17 protein-coding genes and 1 pseudogene are annotated in these 21,958 nt (G+C 69.5%); 10 read left to right on the top strand and 8 right to left on the bottom strand.

All coding sequences use genetic code 11. The features are described from left to right. The first annotated feature begins 54 nt into the window (after nucleotides 1-54). From PKA16_RS12320 to PKA16_RS12285, 8 genes are all read left to right on the top strand, one after another. A complete protein-coding gene (locus PKA16_RS12320; protein WP_324403524.1) occupies nucleotides 55-2,298 on the top strand; it encodes a polysaccharide deacetylase family protein in 2,244 nt (747 codons plus the stop codon). 432 nt (nucleotides 2,299-2,730) lie between these two features. Beyond that, on the top strand, nucleotides 2,731-3,036 hold the full coding sequence (locus PKA16_RS12315; RefSeq protein ID WP_324403523.1) for an RNA-binding protein: 306 nt from the start codon (nucleotides 2,731-2,733) through the stop codon (nucleotides 3,034-3,036). A 17-nt stretch (nucleotides 3,037-3,053) separates the two neighbouring features. Then, complete coding sequence (gene wecB / locus PKA16_RS12310) at nucleotides 3,054-4,214, top strand: UDP-N-acetylglucosamine 2-epimerase (non-hydrolyzing) (RefSeq protein WP_324403533.1); 1,161 nt, start codon at nucleotides 3,054-3,056, stop codon at nucleotides 4,212-4,214. Next, entirely contained in the window at nucleotides 4,201-6,435 is a 2,235-nt protein-coding gene (locus tag PKA16_RS12305) for a glycosyl transferase family protein (protein ID WP_324403522.1), read from the top strand. The genes wecB and PKA16_RS12305 overlap by 14 nt, the downstream gene beginning before the upstream one ends. A gap of 6 nt (nucleotides 6,436-6,441) precedes the next feature. Continuing rightward, nucleotides 6,442-9,384: a tetratricopeptide repeat protein gene (locus PKA16_RS12300; protein WP_324403521.1), complete on the top strand. Its 2,943-nt coding sequence runs from the start codon at nucleotides 6,442-6,444 to the stop codon at nucleotides 9,382-9,384. A 62-nt stretch (nucleotides 9,385-9,446) separates the two neighbouring features. Then, nucleotides 9,447-9,728 (top strand): hypothetical protein, encoded by a 282-nt coding sequence (locus PKA16_RS12295; RefSeq protein ID WP_324403520.1) that lies wholly within the window; start codon nucleotides 9,447-9,449, stop codon nucleotides 9,726-9,728. Nucleotides 9,729-9,759: 31 nt separating this feature from the next. After that, a complete protein-coding gene (locus PKA16_RS12290; protein ID WP_324403519.1) occupies nucleotides 9,760-11,493 on the top strand; it encodes a DUF2334 domain-containing protein in 1,734 nt (577 codons plus the stop codon). Between the two features lie 76 nt (nucleotides 11,494-11,569). After that, on the top strand, nucleotides 11,570-12,427 hold the full coding sequence (locus PKA16_RS12285; RefSeq protein ID WP_324403518.1) for a hypothetical protein: 858 nt from the start codon (nucleotides 11,570-11,572) through the stop codon (nucleotides 12,425-12,427). A gap of 105 nt (nucleotides 12,428-12,532) precedes the next feature. Here the strand turns inward: PKA16_RS12285 and PKA16_RS12280 are convergent, their stop codons facing one another. Next, a complete protein-coding gene (locus PKA16_RS12280; RefSeq protein ID WP_324403517.1) occupies nucleotides 12,533-13,216 on the bottom strand; it encodes a MarC family protein in 684 nt (227 codons plus the stop codon). A gap of 96 nt (nucleotides 13,217-13,312) precedes the next feature. On the opposite strand from PKA16_RS12280, the gene PKA16_RS12275 reads away from it, so the two are divergent. Next, nucleotides 13,313-14,473: an aminotransferase class V-fold PLP-dependent enzyme gene (locus PKA16_RS12275; protein ID WP_324403516.1), complete on the top strand. Its 1,161-nt coding sequence runs from the start codon at nucleotides 13,313-13,315 to the stop codon at nucleotides 14,471-14,473. A gap of 12 nt (nucleotides 14,474-14,485) precedes the next feature. Next, nucleotides 14,486-14,842 (top strand): divalent-cation tolerance protein CutA, encoded by a 357-nt coding sequence (gene cutA / locus PKA16_RS12270; protein ID WP_324403515.1) that lies wholly within the window; start codon nucleotides 14,486-14,488, stop codon nucleotides 14,840-14,842. Between the two features lie 67 nt (nucleotides 14,843-14,909). Here the strand turns inward: cutA and PKA16_RS12265 are convergent. From PKA16_RS12265 to PKA16_RS12235, 7 genes and pseudogenes are all read right to left on the bottom strand, one after another. Then, nucleotides 14,910-15,429, bottom strand: a pseudogene (locus PKA16_RS12265) (hypothetical protein); the annotation flags it as partial. 106 nt (nucleotides 15,430-15,535) lie between these two features. Then, complete coding sequence (locus PKA16_RS12260; RefSeq protein ID WP_324403514.1) at nucleotides 15,536-16,261, bottom strand: LrgB family protein; 726 nt, start codon at nucleotides 16,259-16,261, stop codon at nucleotides 15,536-15,538. Beyond that, entirely contained in the window at nucleotides 16,254-16,619 is a 366-nt protein-coding gene (locus PKA16_RS12255; protein ID WP_324403513.1) for a CidA/LrgA family protein, read from the bottom strand. Before PKA16_RS12255 ends, PKA16_RS12260 begins: the two co-directional genes overlap by 8 nt. A 19-nt stretch (nucleotides 16,620-16,638) precedes the next feature. Further along, complete coding sequence (locus PKA16_RS12250) at nucleotides 16,639-18,159, bottom strand: FAD-linked oxidase C-terminal domain-containing protein (protein WP_324403512.1); 1,521 nt, start codon at nucleotides 18,157-18,159, stop codon at nucleotides 16,639-16,641. A gap of 734 nt (nucleotides 18,160-18,893) precedes the next feature. Continuing rightward, a complete protein-coding gene (locus PKA16_RS12245; RefSeq protein WP_324403511.1) occupies nucleotides 18,894-19,331 on the bottom strand; it encodes a barstar family protein in 438 nt (145 codons plus the stop codon). 74 nt (nucleotides 19,332-19,405) lie between these two features. Next, nucleotides 19,406-19,750: a ribonuclease domain-containing protein gene (locus PKA16_RS12240; protein WP_324403532.1), complete on the bottom strand. Its 345-nt coding sequence runs from the start codon at nucleotides 19,748-19,750 to the stop codon at nucleotides 19,406-19,408. Nucleotides 19,751-20,341: 591 nt separating this feature from the next. Then, nucleotides 20,342-21,958, bottom strand: a 1,617-nt coding sequence (locus tag PKA16_RS12235) for a phosphate acyltransferase (protein WP_324403510.1), incomplete at its 5' end; no start/stop codon positions are given.

The following is a 21,958-nucleotide window of genomic DNA, read 5'->3' as shown; positions in this document are numbered from 1 at the left end:
CGGTCGAATGGCACCGCCCACGCAGTGCCAGGCTGGTACACGAGGACATTGCGGATGTTGATTTGCACCCAGGGCGCCAGCTGGCGCCGGATCGGCTTGGCACTTCTGGCGATCCTGCTGGCCGCCATGCTGGCGGCCTGTGGTGGGGGTGGCCAGGAGCCGCCGCTGCCGCCGGAAAATGGCGGCCCAGGCAATGACCAGCCCGAACCCGTGCCGCCGACGGCGCTGGGTCCGGTCGATCCGGACCTGCTGCTGCTGCTGGTCCCCGACACCCTGGCGCTCGGCGACGCGCGCGTCGGCGCCTGGCTCGATGCCGCGTCCGAGGTCGGCGCCCGCATGCGCCCGGTCACGGCAACCGAATTCCTGGCTCTCGGCACCGAGGACGCGCTGCGCTACGGCGGCCTGGTGCTGCCCGACACCATCCATAACCTGGCTGGAGATGCGCTGGTGGAGGCCATCCGTGGCTACACCCAGGCCGGTGGCCGCACCATGCTGGTCTATGACTTCGCGGCCCTGGTCGAGAGCGCCGCGGGCGAGCCAACCTACCCGATCCCCGCCTCGCGCCTGAGCGACCTGGCCGGTGTCGACTACATCCTCTATGACAAGTACCTGGACCAGGTCGCCGGCCTCGGCCCAGTGGTGGGCCCGGTGGGCACCCTGCGCGAGCTGCTGGTGCCACCCGGCAAGTCGGTGCCCTATCCGCCGTCGGACGACGACGCGGCGCCCCTGCTCGATGCCCTGGGGCTGGCCCCGGGCGAAGCCCTCTATGTCCCTGTGAGCACGGACGACCCCGGCGGCGTGCGGGCGTTCGATCCCCAGCAGTATTCCGAGCCCTCGCAGCCGTCGCGTTCGCTGCCGAAGGCCCGGTCCGCGGCGCTTGCGTTCCGGCAGCCGGGGCCCCGGATCGACCTCGGGCGCACGATCCGGGCCCCAGCGCCCGCGGCTGCCAGCCGCCTGGCGCCGCAGGCAGCGCCCAGCGCCCGGCCGATTGTCCTCAAGGCGGGCGTCGACGCGGCCGATGCGAGCGCCGAGCATGCCTACAGTGGTTACCTGCGGGGCCCGCTGGCCTACCACAGCTACGTCACAGAGGGCGACTACAGCGGCACGGTGCTCACCCGCTCGCCGCAGTTCGGCCTGGTCGCCGGCGTGCATGCCTTCGGCGCCGGCAAGGTGCTGTTCGTCAACACTCCGCTGACCTACCTGAAGGGTCGGACCGACGCGCTGCCCATGCACGGCTACCTGAACTACTTCGTGCGCCATGTGCTCAAGGCATCGCGCCTGTCGAGCATGCCCGACGGCGTTGCCGGCCTGGTGTTCAACTGGCACCATGACTCGATGGATGCGCAGGAGCCGATGCTGGCGCTCGAGAGGCGCGGCGTGTATGACCACGGCCCGTTCTCGATCCACATGACGGCCGGACCCGATGCCATCGAGCCGGGCGACGGCCTGGGCTTCGACCTGCGCGCCAATCCGGTGGCGCAGCAGTTCCTGCAGCGCATGGTGGCGAAGGGTCACGCCGTCGGATCGCACGGTGGCTGGATCCACGACTACTATGGACTTCGGGCCAACGAGGAAAACGAGGCCGACTTCCTGCAATATCTGGAATGGAATCGCGAGGCTGTGGATGCCGCCATTGGCCGCCCGAGCCGCGACTACTCCGCGCCCCAGGGCAACAACCCGGTCTGGGCCATGCAGTGGCTCGAGCAGCAGGGCGTGGTGGCCGCCTACTTCGCCGGCCACACTGGCCTGGGCGTGACCCGCCACTACCGCGACAACCAGCTCCTGACGCCCAGCCTGTGGGTGGTGCCGGTGACGCCGTTCGGCAACTACGCCACCTTCGAGGAGTTCTCCGAGTTCAATCTGCCAGCGCAGGAGGTCACCGACTGGTACCGTGCCCTGGCCGACTTTTCCGTCGCGCAGAACACCGTGCGCATGGTCTACGCGCACCCGCCCGGTGCGCTCGAATGGGTGGACGTCCTTGAAGACCTGCTGGCCTACGTTCACGACCAGGGCACGCGGCACCTGCGCTGGTACACCATGGAGCGGCTGGCCGACTTCATGACGGCACGCAGCGACGTCGAATGGTCCGAGACGCTGCTGGTCGACGGCACGCAGCGCCTGACGGCGACCCACCCGGACCGCCTGGATGGCATGGTCTGGCTGCTGCCCAGGGACCGTTACGCCGAGCCCGTCGAGCTGGCCGGCGCGACGCTGTCGAACGATGGGTCGCACTGGATCGTGAAGGCCAATCCTGGCGCCCGTGCGCTGAGCCTGCGCCTGGAACTGCTGGCGCCCTGAAGCTGCGCTACCCGCAGCGCATGAAACGGTTCTGTTGGGATGGCCGCGCAGCCGGCCATGCCAGCGGCGGCCGCGGCCGGACTCTCTCCGGCCGGTGGTGGCGCCCCCTCTGACGGGAAGGTGCAACATCGCGCAGCGGATGGCGCGCAGTCCACGGCATGCCGAGCTTCACGCGATCCGGCTCCATCGGGCACGCGCGATCCCGGTCATCCGCACGCGAGAGCCACCTCTTGCCAATGGCGACATATGTCGCAAATATTTACAAATAGCCAGAAATTATCGATTGCCGTGGGGACCGGTGGATTCTTGACCGCTGCCTGGGTACCCATTCATCCCCAGCCCGATGAATTGGCAAGCCGACTCGGTCCGGAAATACTCTGACACATCAGGACACCCGCAACGCATGCGGGTCGGCAGGGAGGAGGAATTTCCATGGGGGTATCTGCGCAACTGGGCCCGTGCAGCGACGTGGCCATGCTCAAGTCCAGGGTCGCGGACGTGAGCGCCGGGTATGGGGCACTCAAGCGTCTGGACATCCTGACCGCGGTGCACGAAGGCCGCCGGCAGGCGATCTGCTTCATGCGCCTGCAAACGCCCGAACAGGAAGAGGCCCTGATGCGGTCTCTCGGCGTTGGCCGCTTCGACGGCGAGATCGTGTTCACGGTCGACCTGCAAATGCCGCCGGCCTTCGATGACGGTGGCCCGTCGTCGGTCTGGGCCGACTCGGAGCTGCTGTGATGGACGCGCGGACCTTGATGCTTCCCGCAGCGATCGGCGCGCCAGCACCGATCCTGATCGTCTGCGGCACGCGCCCCGAGGTGATCAAGCTCGCCCCCCTCTATCACGAGCTCAAGCGCCAGCCGTGGGCGCGCGTGGCATGGTTGCACACTGGCCAGCACGCGCAGATGGCGGACCAGATCCTGCACAACTTCGGCATCCATCCGGACATCACCCTGACCCGCGAAGGTGCATCGCTGCTGGACTTCAGCCTCGGCTGCCGCCGCCAGCTGGACGCCGTACTGGCGCGCGAGCAGTGGGCCACGGTGGTGGTGCAGGGCGACACCGAGAGTGCCTTCCTGGGCGCCCTCACCGGGTTCTACAACGGCGTGCCCGTGGCCCATGTCGAGGCCGGCCTGCGCACCTACAACCTGCGACGCCCGTTCCCGGAAGAGGGCCTGCGCCAGATGGTCGGGCGCATCGCCCGCTTTCATTTCGCACCGACCGAACGTGCGCGTCAGGCCCTGCTGTCCGAGGGCGTGCCGGACGAGCGTGTCTGGGTGACCGGCAACACCGTGGTCGACGCCCAGCAATGGGTCTGCGCCAATCGCGGCGTCGAGCGCCGCGCCAGCGGCCGCGGCCACCTGCTGGTGACCATGCACCGTCGTGAAAACTGGGGTGCGGACATCGAGCGCGTCTGCGGCGCCATCGCCACCATCGCGCGCGAACTGCCACAGCTCCCGATCCTGTTCCCGGTCCACCTCAATCCGGTCGTGCGCGGGCCGGTGCACGACTTGCTGGCCGGCCTGCCCAACGTCACGCTCACCGCGCCGCTGGACTACCTGGACATGCAGCAGGCGCTGCGCGACGCCTGGATCGTGCTCACCGATTCCGGTGGCCTGCAGGAAGAGGCGCCCACCTTCGGAGTGCCCCTGCTGGTGCTGCGCGAGGAGACCGAGCGGCCCGAAGCGCTGGAGGCCGGTTGCGCCGCCATCGTCGGCACCTCGGCGCAAGCCATTCTGGAGCACGTGCGCCGGCTCTGGCGTGACCCGTCGGAATTCGAGCGCATGCAGCGCGCCGGCAACCCGTTCGGCGACGGCACGGCGGCGCAGCAGATCGCTGGCCATCTTGCCGCCGAGCTGGGCCTGCGCGCCGCCACCATGCCCGACTCCAGGGAGCGCGCGGATGTGGTGGGTTGACTACGTCTCCGCCTACCTCTACGGCCTCAAGGCCGTGGCTCTGGTCCTGGCGGTGATCATCCTGATCAGCAGCCTCGATGACTTGTTCATCGACCTGGTCTACTGGAGCCGGCGTCTCTGGCGTCGGTTGACGGTGTATCGGCGCCACGCGCGCATGGCACCCTCCGAGCTCGAGGCGCAGGACGAGAAGCCGCTGGCCATCATGGTGCCGGCCTGGCAGGAACATGGCGTGATCGACCGCATGGCCGAACTGGCGGCAACCACGCTCGACTACGAGAACTACCACATCTTCGTCGGCACCTATCCGAACGATCCCCAGACCCAGTCGGACGTCGAGAAGGTGTGTGCGCGCTTCCCCAACGTGCACAAGGTGGTCGGGGCGCGCGACGGCCCCACCAGCAAGGCCGATTGCCTCAACAATGTGCTGGACGCCATCTTCCAGTTCGAGGAGCGCGCCGGCATCGAGTTCGCCGGCTTCATCCTGCACGACTCCGAGGACGTGCTCTCCCCGATGGAGCTGCGCGTCTTCAACCATCTGGTCGGACGCAAGGACCTGATCCAGCTGCCGGTCTATCCGTTGCCGCGGCCCTGGACCGACTTCACCAGCTGCCATTACCTCGACGAATTCGCCGAGACGCATGGCAAGGACCTGCTGGTGCGCGAGGCCCTGGTCGGCCAGGTGCCCAGCGCCGGCGTGGGTACCTGCTTCAGTCGCAAGGCGGTGATGGCGCTGCTGACCCACGGCAAGGGCACGGCCTTTGACATCCGCAGCCTGACCGAGGACTACGACATCGGCCTGCGCCTGAAGGGCATGGGCATGGAGGAGGTGTTCGTGCGCTTTCCGACCGATCCGCGCAGCACCGGCAGCCAGCGTGCGCCCGCGGATCGACGCCTCGGCCAGAGCGCGCGCGAACTCAGCACGGTCTGCGTGCGTGAGTACTTTCCCTCGGTCGCGCGCGCCGCGATCCGCCAGAAGTCGCGCTGGATCATCGGCATCATCTACCAGGGCACGAAGACCATGGGCTGGTCGCGCAACTGGGGGCTCAACTACTTCCTGTGGCGCGATCGCAAGGGCGTCATCACCAACTTCGCCGGCCTGCTGGCAACCCTGGTGCTGCTGCAACTGGTGGGCCTGTGGCTCTATCAGCGGCTGGTGCCGGACAGCTATCGTTTCCTCTCGATCTTCGAGGACAGCGCCTGGCTGGCCCTGCTGCTGGTGGCCAACCTGGCCCTGCTGTGCAACCGTGCCCTGCAGCGCGTCTATTTCGTCACGTCCTACTACGGCCTGGCGCAGGGCCTGCTCTCGGTGCCGCGCCTGGCGTGGGGCAACGTGATCAATTTCTTCGCCAACTGGCGCGCGCTCAAGCAGACCCTGCAGGCCCAGGACGTGCGTGGCATCGCCTGGGCCAAGACCGAGCACGACTTCCCGACCCTGGGCGAGGAGCGGGGCATGCACGAGCCGCTGGGGCAGATCCTGGTGGCCCAGTCGGCCCTGACCCAGGAGCAGCTGCACGAGGCGCTCGCCCAGCCCGAGCCCGGCCTGCGACTGGGCGCCCTGCTGGTGCACCGTGGCCTGATCACGCCCGAGCAACTGGCGGCCGCCGTGGCCGAGCAGTTCCATGTGGCCTGGGAGCGTTTCGACAGTCGCGGCGCCAACCCGGACCTGGTGGCTGCCGTTCCAGCGGCGGTGGCGCTGCAATATGCCGTGTTGCCAATTCGCGTCGAAGACGACACCCTGGTGCTGGCCTGCGAATCCTATCTCGACCCGGTGGCGCTGGCGGCGATCGGGCGCAAGCTGGGCCGCGCGGTCAGCTATGTGATCGTGCCCAAGGGCGAGGTCACCGTCGGACTGCGCCGCTGGTACGCCGCCGACAGCGATGCCGAAGCCCTGCGCGCCGGCGTCGTCGCCCCGCTCGCGCCCCCCAGCGCCACGCCGCAGACCAGCGACCTGGTGTGGCGCGTCTACGCCGGTGGCCAACTCCTGCTCGGCGACATTCTGTGCGCGCTCGGTCACATCGAGCCTGCGGCCCTCAAGTCGGTGCTCATCCAGCACGCCAAGACGCGCGCCCGCCTCGGAGAGTTCATGGTGGAGCGCGGCCTGTTGGCGCAGCCAGTGCTTGATGAGGCGCTGGCTCTGCAGCAGAGGCTGCAGCCGCCGGTGCGTGAGTTGTTCGCCGGCCACGCGCGCGCATCGAATTGGCAGTGGGCGGTTGGCCACTGAACTCCCATGAAACCGCTGACCCCCGCCGCCCTTGCGCTGGTGTTGCTGCTGGCGGCTGCTCCTGCCTGGACGCAGCCCCTGGACCTCGGCCCGGGCATTTCCGGCTACACCCGCTTTCTGGTCTATCCGCATCTGCAGAAGGGTTTCGAGGCGATCCGCGCCGAGAACCGGACACGTGCCTACCAGGAGTTCGAGCAGGCCTTGCGGCTGGCGCCCGACAGCACGGTGATCGCAGGCTATCTGGCCGATGCCTACCGGCGCTTTGGCGATCTCGACAAGGCGCGTCGCCTGCTTGAGGCACAGCTCGCCAGGCGGCCCGACGACGCCGGGCTGCGCGCCAGTCTGGCCGCGCTGGCGCCCACGCCCGCGGAACCGGTCGCGTCGGCGGAATCGGTCGCGCCGGCGGAATCGGTCGCTGCGACTGCCGAGCTGACCTCGTCCCCCCGAGCGGCCCCGGTCGCATCCGAATCGTCTGATGCGGCACCGCCCCTGGCGACCAGCCCGTTCGCGCCCGCCGCGGTCGAGCATGCCGCCACCCGTTCGCAGCCTGACGCATCGGAGCCGACGTCGAACGACGCGACGCCGGTGGCGGCGCCCGCGGTTGTCGCCAGCGCCCCGGAGGTCGCGCATGCACGCAGCCGCGGCCGTGGCGCAACGCGTGTGGCCCGCGGCAGGCGCGCGTCCACCGCCAGGCCGGGCCCGATCCGCTCCACCGGACCCAGGCCCGGATCCGCATCAGCGTATGAATTGGCCGACGCGGGCTACAAGGCCAGTGCCCGAGGCGACTTCGAGGCGGCTGCCCGTACGGCACGCGAGGCTGTGCGCCTGGCGCCCGACAACGGTGACTATCGGCGTCTGCTCGCCTACGCGCTGCTTGAAACCGGCGCCTGGGACGAGACCGAGGCCGTGGTGCGTGCGGGCGATCCGACCGACACCACGCTGGCGGGTTTCGCGCAGCAGGCGCGCCAGCGCGACGCCTACGCACGCTTCGAGGCCGCCAATCGGGCCCGCGCCGACGGTGACCTGGCTGCCGCCCTCGAACGGGCACGCCAGGGTGCCGAGCTCGCCCCGTCCAACGTGGCGCAGCAAGTGCAGTGGCTCGGCGCACTGGCGGCCACGGCGCGTTGGACCGAACTCGAGAGCGCGGCTGACGCGCTGCTGGATCGGCCCGCCATGGATCAGGCCGACATCCGCCTGCTGCGAGCGCACGCGCGCCAGCGCCTGGGGCGCAACGCCGACGCGGCGAGCGACTACGACCGCGCGCTCGCGCATCCACCGAACCACCCGGCGCTGGCGCGCAATGCACGGCTCATCGCGGCCGACGCCGCGCTGGCGGCGGGCCAGCCTGAGCGCGCCGAGCAACTGCTGGCCGCGTTGCCCGCCGTCAGCGACGCCGCAGTCCAGGGCCGACTGCGCGAGGCGCGGGCGGCCGCGCAGCGCAGCATGCTGCCCAATCCCGTGGTGGCGCCGCCGCTGATCGCACCCAAGGTGGTGTGCGTCGGTTCGGACCACGCGCCCTACTGCGAGCTGTGGCCCGGCGAGGCGCCCGAAGACCCGGGCGCGGCGTTTGCCGACGCCGCCGTGCGTGCCTATGGTGCCCAGTCCTATGGCGAAGCCGTGGCCCAGGCAGGCCAGGCGGTCGAGCGTGCGCCCGGCAACGCACGCTACCGGCTGCTGTACGTGCGCAGCCTCATGGCCAGCGGCCAGACGCAGCGCGCCCTCGACGCGGCCAACGACTTTCTCGCGCCGCCCGACCCGCAGCCTGAATTGCTGGCGCTGCGCAGCACCTTGCATCACCGGTTGCGGCAACCGCAGCGCGCCCAGGCCGATGCCGATGCCGCGCTCGCCGATCCGCGGCTCTCGGTCGCCAGCGAGATCGACCTGCTGCTGCCGCGCGATCCGCAGCGCGCGCGCGCGGTTTTCGACGCCGCGCGCAACTCACCGCTGATGCATGAGTTGCGCGACACCGACGCGGGCTACCTGGCGGTGCGCGTCGGCGACGATGCCGCTGCAGCCCAGGCCTTCGCGCGCGCAGCGCAGCAGGGCGAGTTGCCGGAGCACGCTGTGCTTGATGCCGGCTATGCCTCGGCGCGCCTGGGACGCACGGACGAGGCCGTCGACTATTTCAAGCGCGCAGTCGATGCGGCCGAGGAGGGGCGCCTGGCGCTGTCGCCGCAGCGCCTGTTCGAGACACGGCGCGAGATCGCCGACCGCTCGCGCACCTGGGGCCTGGTGGCCTCGCTCGGCTTTCGCGGGTTGTCGCCCGGCAGTCCACTGGGAGGCGTGCCTTCCAGCACCACCGACGACACCCTGCAGGCGGGCCTCGAGCTGTCCTGGCGCCCGGCCGGCTATCGGGACGGCAGTTTCTACGAGCTTTACGGCGGAGGCTTCCACACGCCCTGGGCCGAGGGCGATGCGCTCTCGGGGCACAAGACCACGCAGGCAATGCTGGGCTTGCGCGTCAAGCCCTTTGCCCAGGCCAACCTGGTGCTGGCCGCCGAGCGTCGCGTCAAGATCGGCAGCCAGTCGATCAATGACTGGTTGCTGCGCGCCGGCTATTCCTACACCCACGGCACCGACCTGCGCCTGGATCGCCCGTCCTGGCTCACGGCGCAGGTCTACGCCGAGGCCGGGCGCTTCCTGGACAGCCATCGCACCTATGCGACCGTGGAGGCCAACCTGGGGCGCAGCATCAAGGCCGGCGCCGCGGATTCGCGGCTGGTGCTGTTCCCGCACGTGGTGCTGGCTGCAGACCATGACTCCAGCCTGGCGCATGGGCACAAGACCGCGCGCGGCGCCGGCGTCGGCATGGCGATGCGCTACTGGTTCCGCGAAGACCGCTACCGCGCGCCGCAGTCCTATCTCGACGTGTCGCTGCAGTACCGGGCGCGCCTGGGTGGCGACGCCCGTGGCAAGGGCGTGTTCCTGCGCCTCACCCTGAACTACTGACCGAAGCGCTGGCCGACACCCCCATGTCCGGAACGGGTTTCAAGATTGAAAGGAGAAGGATCATGAGAATCGATGCACGCCATGGGCTTCGCGCCGGCCTGGCCGCCGTGATGCTGTTGTTCAGCGTTGCCGCCAGCGCCGGGCGCGTGGTGCCTCCGCCCCTACCGCCTGGCTCGCACCTGATCAAGGTCCAGCTGGGCGAGTCGCCAGTGGAAAAGCAGCGGGCCGAGCGGGCGCACAAGCATGGCCAGTTGCGCGGCAACGCCGGCGAGTCCAGCCACGCTCATGCCGACGGCGCAGGCAAGGCGGATGCCGGCGCGCCACCGAAGCGCCATCTCAAGTAAATACCCATTGCACGCCTGGAGGATCCACATCATGAAAACCACAACCTGCCTCGTCGCCGCCCTGTCGGCCCTGTGCCTGACCCTGCCGGCATCGGCCCAGGTCGGCAAGCGCACCAACTCCCTGTCATCGCTGCAGCGCCTGACCCGCGCGCAGCCGGCGCAAACCGTGGTCCGTGCCCAGCCTGCCGCGGCCAACCCGGCCAGCGTGCAGGCCGCGCCGCGCACCCTCGTCCTCTACGATGCGCCGCAGGGCCAGACGTTCAGCAAGCTCGGCATGGCCTACGCCATCATGCTGCGCAACCTGCTCGGACATTTCGACAGCAGCGTCGACATGGTTCCCGTGCAGGACTACGTGGCCGGCCAGGTCAACAACTACGACGCCACGTTCTATCTCGGCTCTTACTACGACAACCCGGTTCCCGCCAGTTTCATGGCCGACGTCACGACCACCGACAAGACCGTGGTCTGGTTCAAGTACAACCTGTGGCAGATGGCCTGGGACGCCAACTACGACTTCCAGAACCGCTTCGGCTTCGGCTTCAACGGTCTGCGCGGCCTGAACGCCCTGCCCACGGCCGCCGATCCGGCGCCCGGCTTCTTTGACACCATCACCTACAAGTCGCTGCCGTTCGTCAAGTACTACGCATACGACAACGGTGCCGTGGCGGCCGACCCCGATGTCGGCGTCGTCGGCATCACCGATCCGGCCAAGGCCGCCAGCCTGGTGCCGATGTCGAATCCGAAGACCGGCGAGAGCGCGCCCTACATCGTGCGCTCGGGCAATTTCTGGTACGTGGCCGACCTGCCGCTCAGCTACATCGGGCCACGCGACCGCTACCTGGTGCTGGCCGACGTGCTGCACGACATGCTGGGCATCGAGCATGCCGAGGACCACAAGGCCATGGTGCGCCTGGAGGATGTCGGGGCCCTGGTCAGCGTCTCGGCCATGCAGACGCTGACGGACTACCTGCACCAGAAGCAGATCCCGTTCTCCGTCGCCACCATCCCGTACTACGCCGATCCGCTTGGCACCTACAACGGCGACGTGCCGATGTTCGTGCCGATGTCGCAGGCCGGTGACCTCAAGACCTCGCTCAACTATGCCCTGGCGCGTGGCGGCGAGATCGTGATGCACGGCTACACCCATCAGTACAGCAACATGCGCAACCTCTACACCGGCGTGAGCGGCGACGACTACGAATTCTGGAACATCGTCGACAACAAGCCGGTGGCCGAGGATTCGCTGGCCTGGGCACAGAATCGCTATGCCGCCGGACTGCAGGAACTGGCCAGCGGTGGCTACGCGCCCACCGCGTGGGAGACGCCGCACTACCATGGCTCGGCCCTGGCCTCGAAGGCGGCTGCCCAGACCTTCGCCAAGACCTATCAGCGCGTGGTCTACTTCACCGCCGACAACCCCGACTTCAATGCCTCGGTGAACAAGGACTTCTGGGTCGGCCAGATGTATCCCTACCCGATCAAGACCGACTACTACGGCCAGCGCGTGCTGCCCGAGAGCCTGGGCAACATCGAGTACGACATCAGCGCGATCGATCCGACGTCCAACTACAACTACACGTGGCAGGACATCGTCACCAATGCGCAGTACGTCAAGACGGTGCGCGACGGCTACGCCTCGTTCTTCTTCCATCCATTCTGGCTCGAGCCCGATCTGGGGACGCCCGGGTTCGCCGACTTCAAGAAGACCATCGACGGCATCAACAACCTCGGCTTCACCTGGACCGTCCCCAGCCAGAGCAACTGACGCGCATCGGGTGACAGCCGACCCTGCACGCCCCGGCCCTGGCCGGGGCGATCTGCTTCGACGGCCGGCGTCCCGGGTGCTGACGCGGCGCCAGCTGCTGGCCAGCGCGACCCTGCCGTGGTCGCTGGCCGCAGCCGCGTCCAGCCGGCCGACACGGCGCCTGACCGGCATGGTCTGGCAACCCAGCGCACGCACGGTTCGGCCGCGTGGCGACTGGGCGACACTCGGCATCCAGCGCCTGCTGGTGCAATGGACGGCGGTCGACAACCGCAGTTTCCTGCCCGGCGTCGGACTCGCGCTCCAGCCCGAACTGCCGGACTGGTCGCGCATCGCGGCGGAACCCTGGGCCGGCGAGGTCATTCTCGGACTTGCCGGCCTGCACGACGAGCGCAGCGCGCGCGGCGCCCTGGCCCAGCTGGTCGTGCAGTCCCGCGCCCTGCGCTTTGCTGCCGATGTCTGGCCGCTGCGGGTGCGCGGTTGGTACTTCCCGGTCGAGGCCGACCCGGGCTGGACCCCGCCGACCGACTGGTTCGAGCTGTTGGCGGTCTTGCCTCGGCCTTTGTGGCTGAGCGTGTACGACAGTGCCAATCTCGGGGCGGATGCGGTCGCCCGCTGGATCGAGCGCTGGGTTCCTCCGGGCGTGGGCGTCTTCTTCCAGGACGGCGTGGGCGTCCACGCGCGCACCGCGGCTGTCGCGCGCCAGTACCTGCAGGTGCTGACCCGGCGCCTTGGCGCGGCGCGCGTCGAAGTCATTGCCGAGGCGTTTCGCCCGGCCCTCGAGGGCGGTTTCCGCAGCGCCACGGCGGAGGAGTTCCTGCCCCAGCTCGACGCCTACCAGGACTGGCCGATCCTGGCCTTCGACGGCCCGCATTACCTGAGCCAGGCCCTGGTGCGTGACCTGCGCGCTGGCGGGGTGGTGCCCGATGCATCGTGAGCGGATCGCGTGCGTGGGGCGGCTGCAGCGCGCACGGCCGCGGCAGTCCGGTGCGCGTCGGTTCGCGGCGCTGCCCGGCCGATCGCCGGCGCCGACCCGCCGGCCTCACCCTGCGGACAGGCCCTGCAGCAGCGCGCTGGCACCGTCCCACACGATCTGCACGCCGACGCACAGCAGCAGGAAGGCCATCATGCGCAGGAACACGATCTGGCCCACTGCTCCCAGCGGGCGCAACAGGCGCGCGGCGTAGCGGAAGGTGATGGCGACCAGCGCGCCCACCAGCAACATCGCCACCAGCCCGCCACTGAAGTTGGCCAGGGACTCCGACACCCGGCTGCTGTGCAGGCTGGCGCCCACCGTGATCGCCACCGCGATCGAACCGGGGCCGCAGGTGAGCGGGAAGGTGAGCGGGTAGAAGGCACGGATGCGGATGTTGCTGTCGCTCACCGACTGCGCCATCTGCGCCTGGTCGTCGCCCGTGACCTGCTGCGCGCCCAGCATGTTCCAGGCGATCGATGCCACCACCAGGCCACCGGCCACGCGCACGATCGGTAGCGAGATGCCGAAGAAATGCAGCACGTAGGAGCCCACCAGCATGGCGCCCACCAGCAGCTCGATCACGTGCTGGCCGATGCGCCGCGCCAGCAGCACGCGCGTGGGCTGGTCGACGTGCTCCGTGAGCTGGATGAACACCGGCGCCGAGGCCAGTGGATTGATGATCGGCAGCACCGCGGCCAGCGTGAACAACAGGCTCTTGCCGAACGCCAGGGTGAGCGTGGGGATCTCCATGACCACTAATGTAGCGGGACGTGCGTGATAAGCTGATCGGCCTTCGGCCGAACAAGTACGGTCAATCGAACGCCCACGCCTTTCCTGGAGATGCCCATGCCCGGACTCTTGCCCCACATCGACCCCGACGGCCTGCTCGAATTCTCGGTGGTCTACACCGACCGCGCGCTCAACCACATGTCGCGGCGCTTCCAGGGCGTGATGAAGGACATCAGCGCCCTGCTCAAGGAAGTCTACGGCGCCGACGCCACCGCGCTCATCCCCGGCAGCGGCACCTTCGGCATGGAGGCGGTGGCGCGCCAGTTCGCTGGCGGCCAGCGCGTGCTGATCGTGCGCAATGGCTATTTCAGCTACCGGTGGAGCCAGATCCTCGAGGCCGGCGGCATCACCCGCGGCGACCAGATCACGGTGCTCAAGGCGCGCCAGCTCGACGGCGGCAGCCAGGCGCCCTGGATTCCCGCCCCGATCGAGGAGGTGGTGGCGCAGGTCGCGCGCGAGCGGCCGGGCGTGGTGTTCGTGCCGCACGTCGAGACCGCCAGCGGCATCCTGCTGCCGGACGACTACCTGAAGCAGATCGGCGACGCCGTGCACGCCGTGGGCGGCCTGTTCGTGCTCGACTGCGTGGCTTCGGGCGCGGTCTGGGTCGACATGCGGGCGCTTGGCGTCGATGCGCTGATCAGCGCGCCGCAGAAGGGCTGGAGCAGCTCGCCCGCCTGCGCCATGATCGGGCTGTCGACACGCGCGCTCCAGGTGCTGGAAGGCACGACCAGCAGCAGCTTCTCGATGGACCTCAAGAAGTGGCAGCAGATCATGCACTCCTACGAGACCGGCAGCCACGCCTACCATGCCACCATGCCGACCATGGCCCTGGTCGATCTGCGCGACACCATGCAGGAGACACGCGCGCGCGGCTTCGCCGTGGTGCGCGAGCAGCAGTTCGACCTTGGGCGCAAGGTGCGCGCGCTGCTCGCCGCGCGCGGCTTCCCGAGCGTGGCGGCCCCGGGCTTCGCGGCGCCCGGCGTGGTGGTCAGCTACACCACCGACCCGGGCATCCAGAACGGCAGGAAGTTCATCGAGCAGGGCCTGCAGAGCGCCGCGGGCGTGCCCCTGATGTGCGACGAACCCAAGGACTTCAGCACCTTCCGTCTCGGCCTGTTCGGGCTCGACAAGTGGGCCGACGTCGACCGCAGCGTCGGCCAGCTCGCCGCCGCGCTGGATCGCATGGGCTACCCGGCGCCCCAGCCCACCGCCGCCTGAGGGGCGCGCGCCATGCCCGCGCCGCTGCCCTGGCTGGTGGTCACCACCGTCGGCTCGCGCGAGGAGGCGCAGGAGCTGGCGCAGGCCCTGGTCGAGCTGCAACTCGCCGCCTGCGTGCAGATCGAGCCGATCCAGAGCATTTACCGCTGGCGCGGCGAGATCTACGAAGACGACGAGTTCCGCCTGCTCTGCAAGACCCTGGCCGGCCTGTACCCGCAGGTCGAGGCGGCGATCCGCGCGCGCCACCCCTACGATCTGCCCGCCATCCACGCCATCGAGACGGTGGCGGCGGACCCGGTGTATGCAGCCTGGGTGGCCGAGAATTCCGGCGGCCCGGGCGAGCGCGCGCCGGCCGATCCGCAGCGTTAGATGCCTTGCCCTGACGCCGAATCCGGCGCGCCGGTCAATGCGGCGCCGCGGCCGGACGCTCGCGCGCCAGCAGCACGCCGACGAACACCAGCGCCGCGCCCAGATAGCCCAGGCCCAGCGCGTCGGCCGTCCAGTCACCCAGCGCCGTGCCCAGGGTTTGCGAGCGCAGGATCGTCAGCCAGTAGAAGCCCTCCGCCTGCGGCGTGCGCACGCTGTGCACTGCCACGGTGCCGAGCACCAGCCGCCACGCCAGCAGCGTGGCCAGCAGCAGGCTGGAGCCGCCCGCGTAGCCGATGCCCAGCGGAGCGGTCGGCAAGATCGGCCAGCGTGGTGCCGAGGGTGGTCGTGGCGATGATGGTGGCCCGGTACAGCGCGGGGCGAAAGCGCGGCGCACGGATCTGCGTCGCCACCACGGCCAGGAACGCGGCGACGAAGATGGCGCTGGCCGCCAGGTAGCCCAGGCGCATCGACATCGACGCCGCGTCGCCCCCGGTTTCGCCCAGCGTCGTTGCCAGGATCTTGATCAGCCAGAACCCGAGCGTGACCTCGGGTACCTTGGCCAGTCCCGCGGTGGTTGGTTCAGCCATGGCAGCCATCGAAAGTGTCTTGGGTGCATGGCAATCGCGGCGAGTCTGCGACTCCACGCTGAACCGTCGCTGAACGCCACTGCCTTCCGCTGCTGGCGGATCACTTTCAAAGCCAGCGGGCCAGCAGCGGGATCAGGATCGAGGCCAGCAGCACCTGCAGCCCGAGTGCGAGCCCGGCATAGGCGCCGGCCTCGGCGTGCACCTGCAGCGAGCGCGCCGCGCCCAGCCCGTGCGCGGCCGTGCCCATGGCGAAGCCGCGCGCGATCCATTCGGTGGGCTGCTCGCCCACGCCCAGCAGCCGAAACAGGGTGCGCCCGGAGAGCGCGCCGATCAGTCCCGTCAGCACGGCAAACACCGCCGCCAGCGCCGGCACGCCGCCGATGTTCTGCGCCACGCCCATGGCCACCGGCGCCGTCACCGACTTGGGCGCCAGCGAGCGCAGCACCTCGCCCGGCAAGCCGAAGGCCCAGCCGATCAGCACCGCCGAGGCCGCGGCCGCCGCGCCGCCGGCCAGCGCCGCCAGCAGGAAGCGCACCCAGGAGCGCTGCAGCACCGCGCGCCGCTCCCACAGCGGGACGCCGAGCGCCACTACGGCCGGCCCGAGCAGGAAGTGGATGAACTGGGCGCCGGCGAAATAGTTCTCGTAGGGCACGCCCGCGACCACCAGCCCCGTGCCCAGCACGACGATCGACCACAGCACGGGATTCGCCAGCGGGGCCTGGCCGAGGCGCTCATAGAGTGCCATCGCCAGCAGGTAGACCACCAGGGTCGCGGTCAGCCCGAACAGCGGCGCCGACGACAGATAGACCCAGAGCTGCACGAAGTCAGGCATCCGCGTCTCCTGCCGCGGGCGCGCGGCGCAGCAGCGCGCGCAGCACCAGCGCCGTCACCGCCAGGCCGATCCAGGTCGACAGCACGATCACCAGGGCCAGGCGCAGGCCGTGCTCGCGCAGCACCTCGAGGTGGGTGATCACGCCCACGCCGACCGGCACGAACAGCAGCGACAGGTGGCCCAGCAGGAAGCGCGCCACGTCGGCCACCGACTCGCGCACCGCCGGCCAGCGCAGCGCCGGAATCAGCAGTGCCATGCCGATCACCGGACCGGGGAACGGCAGGCCCAGGCCGCGCTCCAGCACCTCGCCCAACAGCTGCAGCACCAGCAGCCAGGCAAAGCCCTGCAGCGGCCTCATGGCGGGAGGGCCGGACGCTTCAGAAGCGCTCCAGCTCGGGGAACGGCAGCCGGCCGCCGCGCACGATCATCTTGTTGTACTCGGCGCAGCGCGCCAGCGTCGGAATCAGTTTGCCGGGGTTGAGCAGGCCGTCCGGATCGAAGGCGCGCTTGATCGCCAGCATCTGTTCCCGCTCGGCCGGGGTGAACTGCACGCACATCGAACTGAGCTTCTCCACGCCGACGCCGTGCTCGCCGGTGATGGTGCCGCCCATGGCCACGCTGGTTTCCAGGATGTCGGCCCCGAAGGCCTCGGCGCGCTCGAGCTGCTGCGCGTCATTGGCGTCGAACAGGATCAGCGGGTGCAGGTTGCCGTCGCCCGCGTGAAACACGTTGACGCAGCGCAACTGGTACTTGCGCTCCATTTCGGCGATGGCCAGCAGGATGTCCGCCAGGCGCTTGCGCGGGATGGTCGAGTCCATGCACATGTAGTCGGGACTGATGCGGCCGCTGGCCGGAAAGGCGTTCTTGCGGCCGCTCCAGAACGTGAGGCGCTCCTGCTCCGACTCGCTGACGGCGATGCGCGTGGCGCCCGCGGCCGTCAGCACCTGGCTCATGCGGCCGATCTCTTCCTCCACCTCCTCGGGCGTGCCGTCGCTCTCGCACAGCAGGATCGCGGCAGCGTCAAGGTCATAGCCGGCGCGCACGAAGTCCTCGGCCGCGGCCACCATCGGCTTGTCCATCATCTCCAGGCCGGCCGGGATCATGCCGGCGCCGATCACCGCCGCCACCGCGTCGCCGGCGCTGCGCACGTCGCCGAAGCTGGCCATGATGCAGCGCGCCAGCTGCGGCCGCGGTAGCAGGCGCACCGTGACCTCGGTGGTCACCGCCAGCATGCCCTCGCTGCCATGCACCAGCGCCAGCAGGTCGTAGCCGGGCGCGTCCAGCGCCTCGCCGCCGAACTCGATCGGCTCGCCCTCGACCGTGAAGCCGCGCACCTTCAGCACGTTGTGCACCGTCAGGCCGTACTTCAGGCAGTGCACGCCACCCGAGTTCTCGGCCACGTTGCCGCCGATGGTGCAGGCGATCTGGCTGGACGGATCGGGTGCATAGTACAGGCCGTGCCCGGCCGCCGCCTCGCTGATCGCCAGGTTGCGCACGCCGCATTGCACCACCGCGGTGCGCGCCAGCGGGTCGATCTCGACGATGCGGTTGAAACGCGCCAGCGACAGCGTGACGCCGCGCGCCAGCGGCAGCGCCCCGCCCGACAGGCCGGTGCCGGCGCCGCGCGCCACCACCGGCACGCCCAGGCGATGGCAGGTCTGCAGCACCGCCTGCACCTGCGCCTCGGTGTCGGGAATCGCCACCGCCAGCGGCCGCTGGCGGTAGGCCGTGAGGCCATCGCATTCGTAGGGCACGATCTGTTCGCGCGCCGACAGCACGCTGTCCGCCGGCAGCACCTCGCGCAGCGCTGACACCACGCGCGCGCGCAGCTCGGCTTCGGACAGCGATTGCACGGCGCCAGCGTGCGAGGAGTCTGGGCTCGGGAGGTCTGTGCTCATGGGCGGTGGGCTCGGTTCAGGCGGGTATCGTGTGCATTTCTGGTGATGCTCCATGAACGGGTGACAGGGCCGTCGCGGCAAGGCACCGCTCGCCCGCAGGGACGCGCCCCGGGCGAGCACTGCCACGCCGCAGCGCAGGTGCCTGCCGCGCGATCCATCCAGGGCCCCCCGCGGCCTGGCATGGCCCACCGTTCCGGCGTCCATGCGCCTCGCGCCTCACCCCGGGGGACTCGCCAGGAGCATCCATCAGCGCCGCACATCGCACCAGTGTAGTGTCTCCGGCCGCCGTGCAGCGGCGCTCGAAGCACCCATGCGGGCGACCTGCCTGTGGTTCGACCCCAATCCGGCCGCGGGATGCACCCGCGAGTGCGGCTCGGGACCGCGCGAACGGGTGCGCCCTGTGGCTGGGCCGCGCGCCAGTGGGCCGCGCGACGGGCTTGTCCGGGGTTGCCTCGCGGCATTCACGACCGGTCGCAGGGCAATCGGCGCGCAGCATCCAGCAAAAAGCCCGCACGAGGCGGGCTTGGCGTGTGACAGCAGAAATCAAATCGGGCGGCGTCAGGCGGCGCTGAGCCAGTAGCCGGCATTGAAGGGGCTGCTCATGCGCAGCGCCAGTGGCGAGATGTCGACCAGCTTGTCGGTCGGCATTTTCTCGCCGGCGTCGGCGCCCGCTTGCGCGCCGTCGCCCTGGGCCTCGTTCGCCCGTTCCGCTTGGCCAATCGATGCGGAACGGGCTACAGAAAAGAATAGAAACACCGGAATGGCACCTTGCGGTCGCTCCAGTAGTCGGCGGCGTCGCGGAAGATGTCGAGCAATTGCTCGCGCGCTTCCTTGTCGAACTTGCCGGTTGCCGGAATGTGCTCGAGCACCACCACGAAGCCGGGCTGCGGCCCGCTCTTGTGCAGCGGGTCGGTCATGCAGTCGTACAGGGCATCGAAGTTCTTGCCGAAGTGCGCCGGAAAGCCGAACTGCGCCGCGATCGTCTCGAGCACGTCCTGCTTGGTCTGCGCCAGCGCCAGGTCGACGTAAAGGAAGTGCTGGCCGAGCTGCTGCGCCGCCTCCAGCAGGTCGTGCGCGTGGAAGGCGCGGATCGACTGCACGATGTTGGCGCGCACGCTCTTCAGCGGCACCTCCTGGGGCGCCTCGGAGGCGTGACGAAGTGGCTGGTCCATCTCCGCGGTTCTTCCTGAAATCAAAGGTTGATCCGGCACGCTCAGTTGCACCGGTTGGAATTGCTCATGGGCTTTCACTGCTCGACGATCCTCTTGAAGCTCGAATAATGGTCGCTCGTGTAGTAACACGCATCGGGTTCGGTACGCACCTCGCCTCCGCAGACGATGCGGCGCGCACCGCGATGGCGCAGCCCCGAGGTCTTCACGGTGTATTCGCGGTAGTAGCCACGCCGCATGATGGGCAACTGCCGCTCGCGATTGCCAAACACCATGCCATCCTTGTCATAGGGAAATGGCCCGCCCTGGCGAATCAGGCGATAGGTCTGCTGGCCCTGGCGTGGCAGTTGCGCCACCGTGATGGTGGCGTCGGTCCCGGTCGCGGGGCCGCGTGCCTGGGCAACGCTTGCACCGACAGCCAGTCCCGCGCACAGCAACAAGGCCGAAAGCGCTGACGCAGCAGGCGATGTTGCAGTTCGCAACCTGAAAAACACCGTTCGGAAACCTCCGGGTTTACCCGAAAATCTCAAAAATGAAGTGTGACGCAAACGGGCCAAAAATGCAAGCGCCCACTGACTCCGAGCGCCGGGTCGGCGCCTGGTTCTTCGGCCTGAATCCGGCCGGTGACCGCTCGTGCACTTTTCGAATGCCGCATGGCCATTGCGCCTGGCCGCTTCGATCGTGCTCACCGGTCGGGCGAGGGCGCCATGCACCCGTCCCCGCTGCCCCCGCAACGCCATGCGGCGTTGCGCGTCGCGCGCGGCATGCCGGTGCACGCGGCCTCCTCGCCCGTTCGCGCTGTGCCAAGGCGTGCAGGCGCCTGCGCAGCCGCAGCGCTCATCCTCGCTTGGCACGGCGCGGACGGCACGGACGGGCGCATCCCGCTGCCATTTTCAGGTTCAACGGCCTGGTGGGTGCTTACCCATCCCGTTTCGCGTGCTGCGGCGCGAGCCGGGTGCACGCCCTGGGGCGCCGCTGCGCGGCTTCGCGCGGAGCGCCTTGCCGCGCGCCCGTCAGCCGTTCGCGTCGGCCACCGTGATCGCCGTCATGTTGACGATGCGGCGCACGGTGGCGCTGGCCGTGAGAATGTGCACAGGCTTGGCGGCTCCGAGCAACACCGGGCCGATCGCGATGTTGCCGCCGGCGGCGGTTTTCAGCAGGTTGTAGGCGATGTTGGCGGCATCGATGCCCGGGAACACCAGCAGGTTGGCGTCGCCCGCCAGCGCCGTGCGGGGCATCAGGGCGCGGCGCGCATGGCCGTCCAGCGCCACGTCGCCGTGCATCTCGCCATCCACCTCCAGCCAGGGCGCCTGCTCGTGCAGCAGTTGCAGGGTGCGCCGCATCTTCAGCGCGCTGGGCTGCTCGCTGGTGCCGAAGTTGGAGTGCGACAGCAGGGCCACCTTGGGCTCGATGCCGAAGCGCTGCACCTCGCGCGCCGCCATCACGGTGATCTCGGCCAGCGCCTCGGGGCTCGGGTCGTAGTTGACGTGGGTGTCGACCAGGAACACCTGGCGGTCGGGCAGCAGCAGGCCGTTCATGCAGGCGTACACCGGGGCGCCCTCGCGCCGTCCGATCACCTGGTCGATGTAGTGCAGGTGGTTGGCCGTGGTGCCCCAGGTGCCGCAGATCAGGCCGTCCACCTCGCCGGCGTGCAGCAGCATCGAGCCGATCAGGGTCAGGCGCCGGCGCATCTCGATCTTGGCCACCTGCACCGTGATGCCCTTGCGCTCGGTCATCGCGTGGTAGGTCTGCCAGAAGCCCCGGTAGCGCTCGTCGTGGTCGGTGTTGACGACGTCGTAGTCCACCCCTTCCTTGAGGCGCAGGCCGAATTGCTCGATGCGCTGGGCGATGATGGCGGGTCGCCCGATCAGGGTCGGCCGCGCGATCGCCTCGTCCACCACGATCTGCGCCGCGCGCAGCACGCGCTCCTCCTCGCCCTCGGCGTAGGCCACGCGCTTGCGGCTGGCACCGCGCGCGAGGTCGAAGATCGGCTTCATGGTCGCGCCCGAGGCATACACGAAGGACTGCAGGCGCGCCCGATAGGCGGCCATGTCGGTGATCGGCCGCGTCGCCACGCCGCTGGCGGCGGCGGCCTCGGCAACCGCCGGCGCCACCTTCATCATCAGGCGCGGGTCGAACGGCTTGGGGATCAGGTATTCCGGTCCGAAGGCGAGCTGCTCGCCGACGTAGGCGCGCGCCACCACCTCGCTCTGCTCGGCCTGGGCCAGCTCGGCGATGGCGCGCACGGTGGCGATTTCCATCTCCCGCGTGATCGTCGTGGCGCCGGCGTCCAGCGCGCCGCGGAAGATGTAGGGGAAGCAAAGGACGTTGTTGACCTGGTTCGGGTAGTCGGTGCGGCCCGTGGCCAGCACCGCGTCCGGGCGCACCGCCTTGGCGTCCTCGGGCAGGATCTCCGGGTTCGGGTTGGCCAGCGCCAGGATCAGCGGCCTGGCGGCCATGCGCGCCACCATCTCGGGCTTGAGCACGCCGCCCGCCGACAGGCCGAGGAACACGTCGGCGCCGTCGATCACCTCAGCCAGCGTGCGCTTGTCGGTCTTCTGCGCGTAGATGGCCTTGTACTCGTCCATCAGCGCGGTCCGGCCTTCGTACACCAGGCCCTCGATGTCGGT

It is taken from the genome of Ottowia sp. (assembly GCF_035325765.1).
In the GTDB taxonomy this organism is placed as follows: Bacteria; Pseudomonadota; Gammaproteobacteria; order Burkholderiales; family Burkholderiaceae_C; genus Ottowia.
Note: the sequence above shows the minus strand (reverse complement) of the source record. Positions and strands in the feature narration are given on the sequence as shown.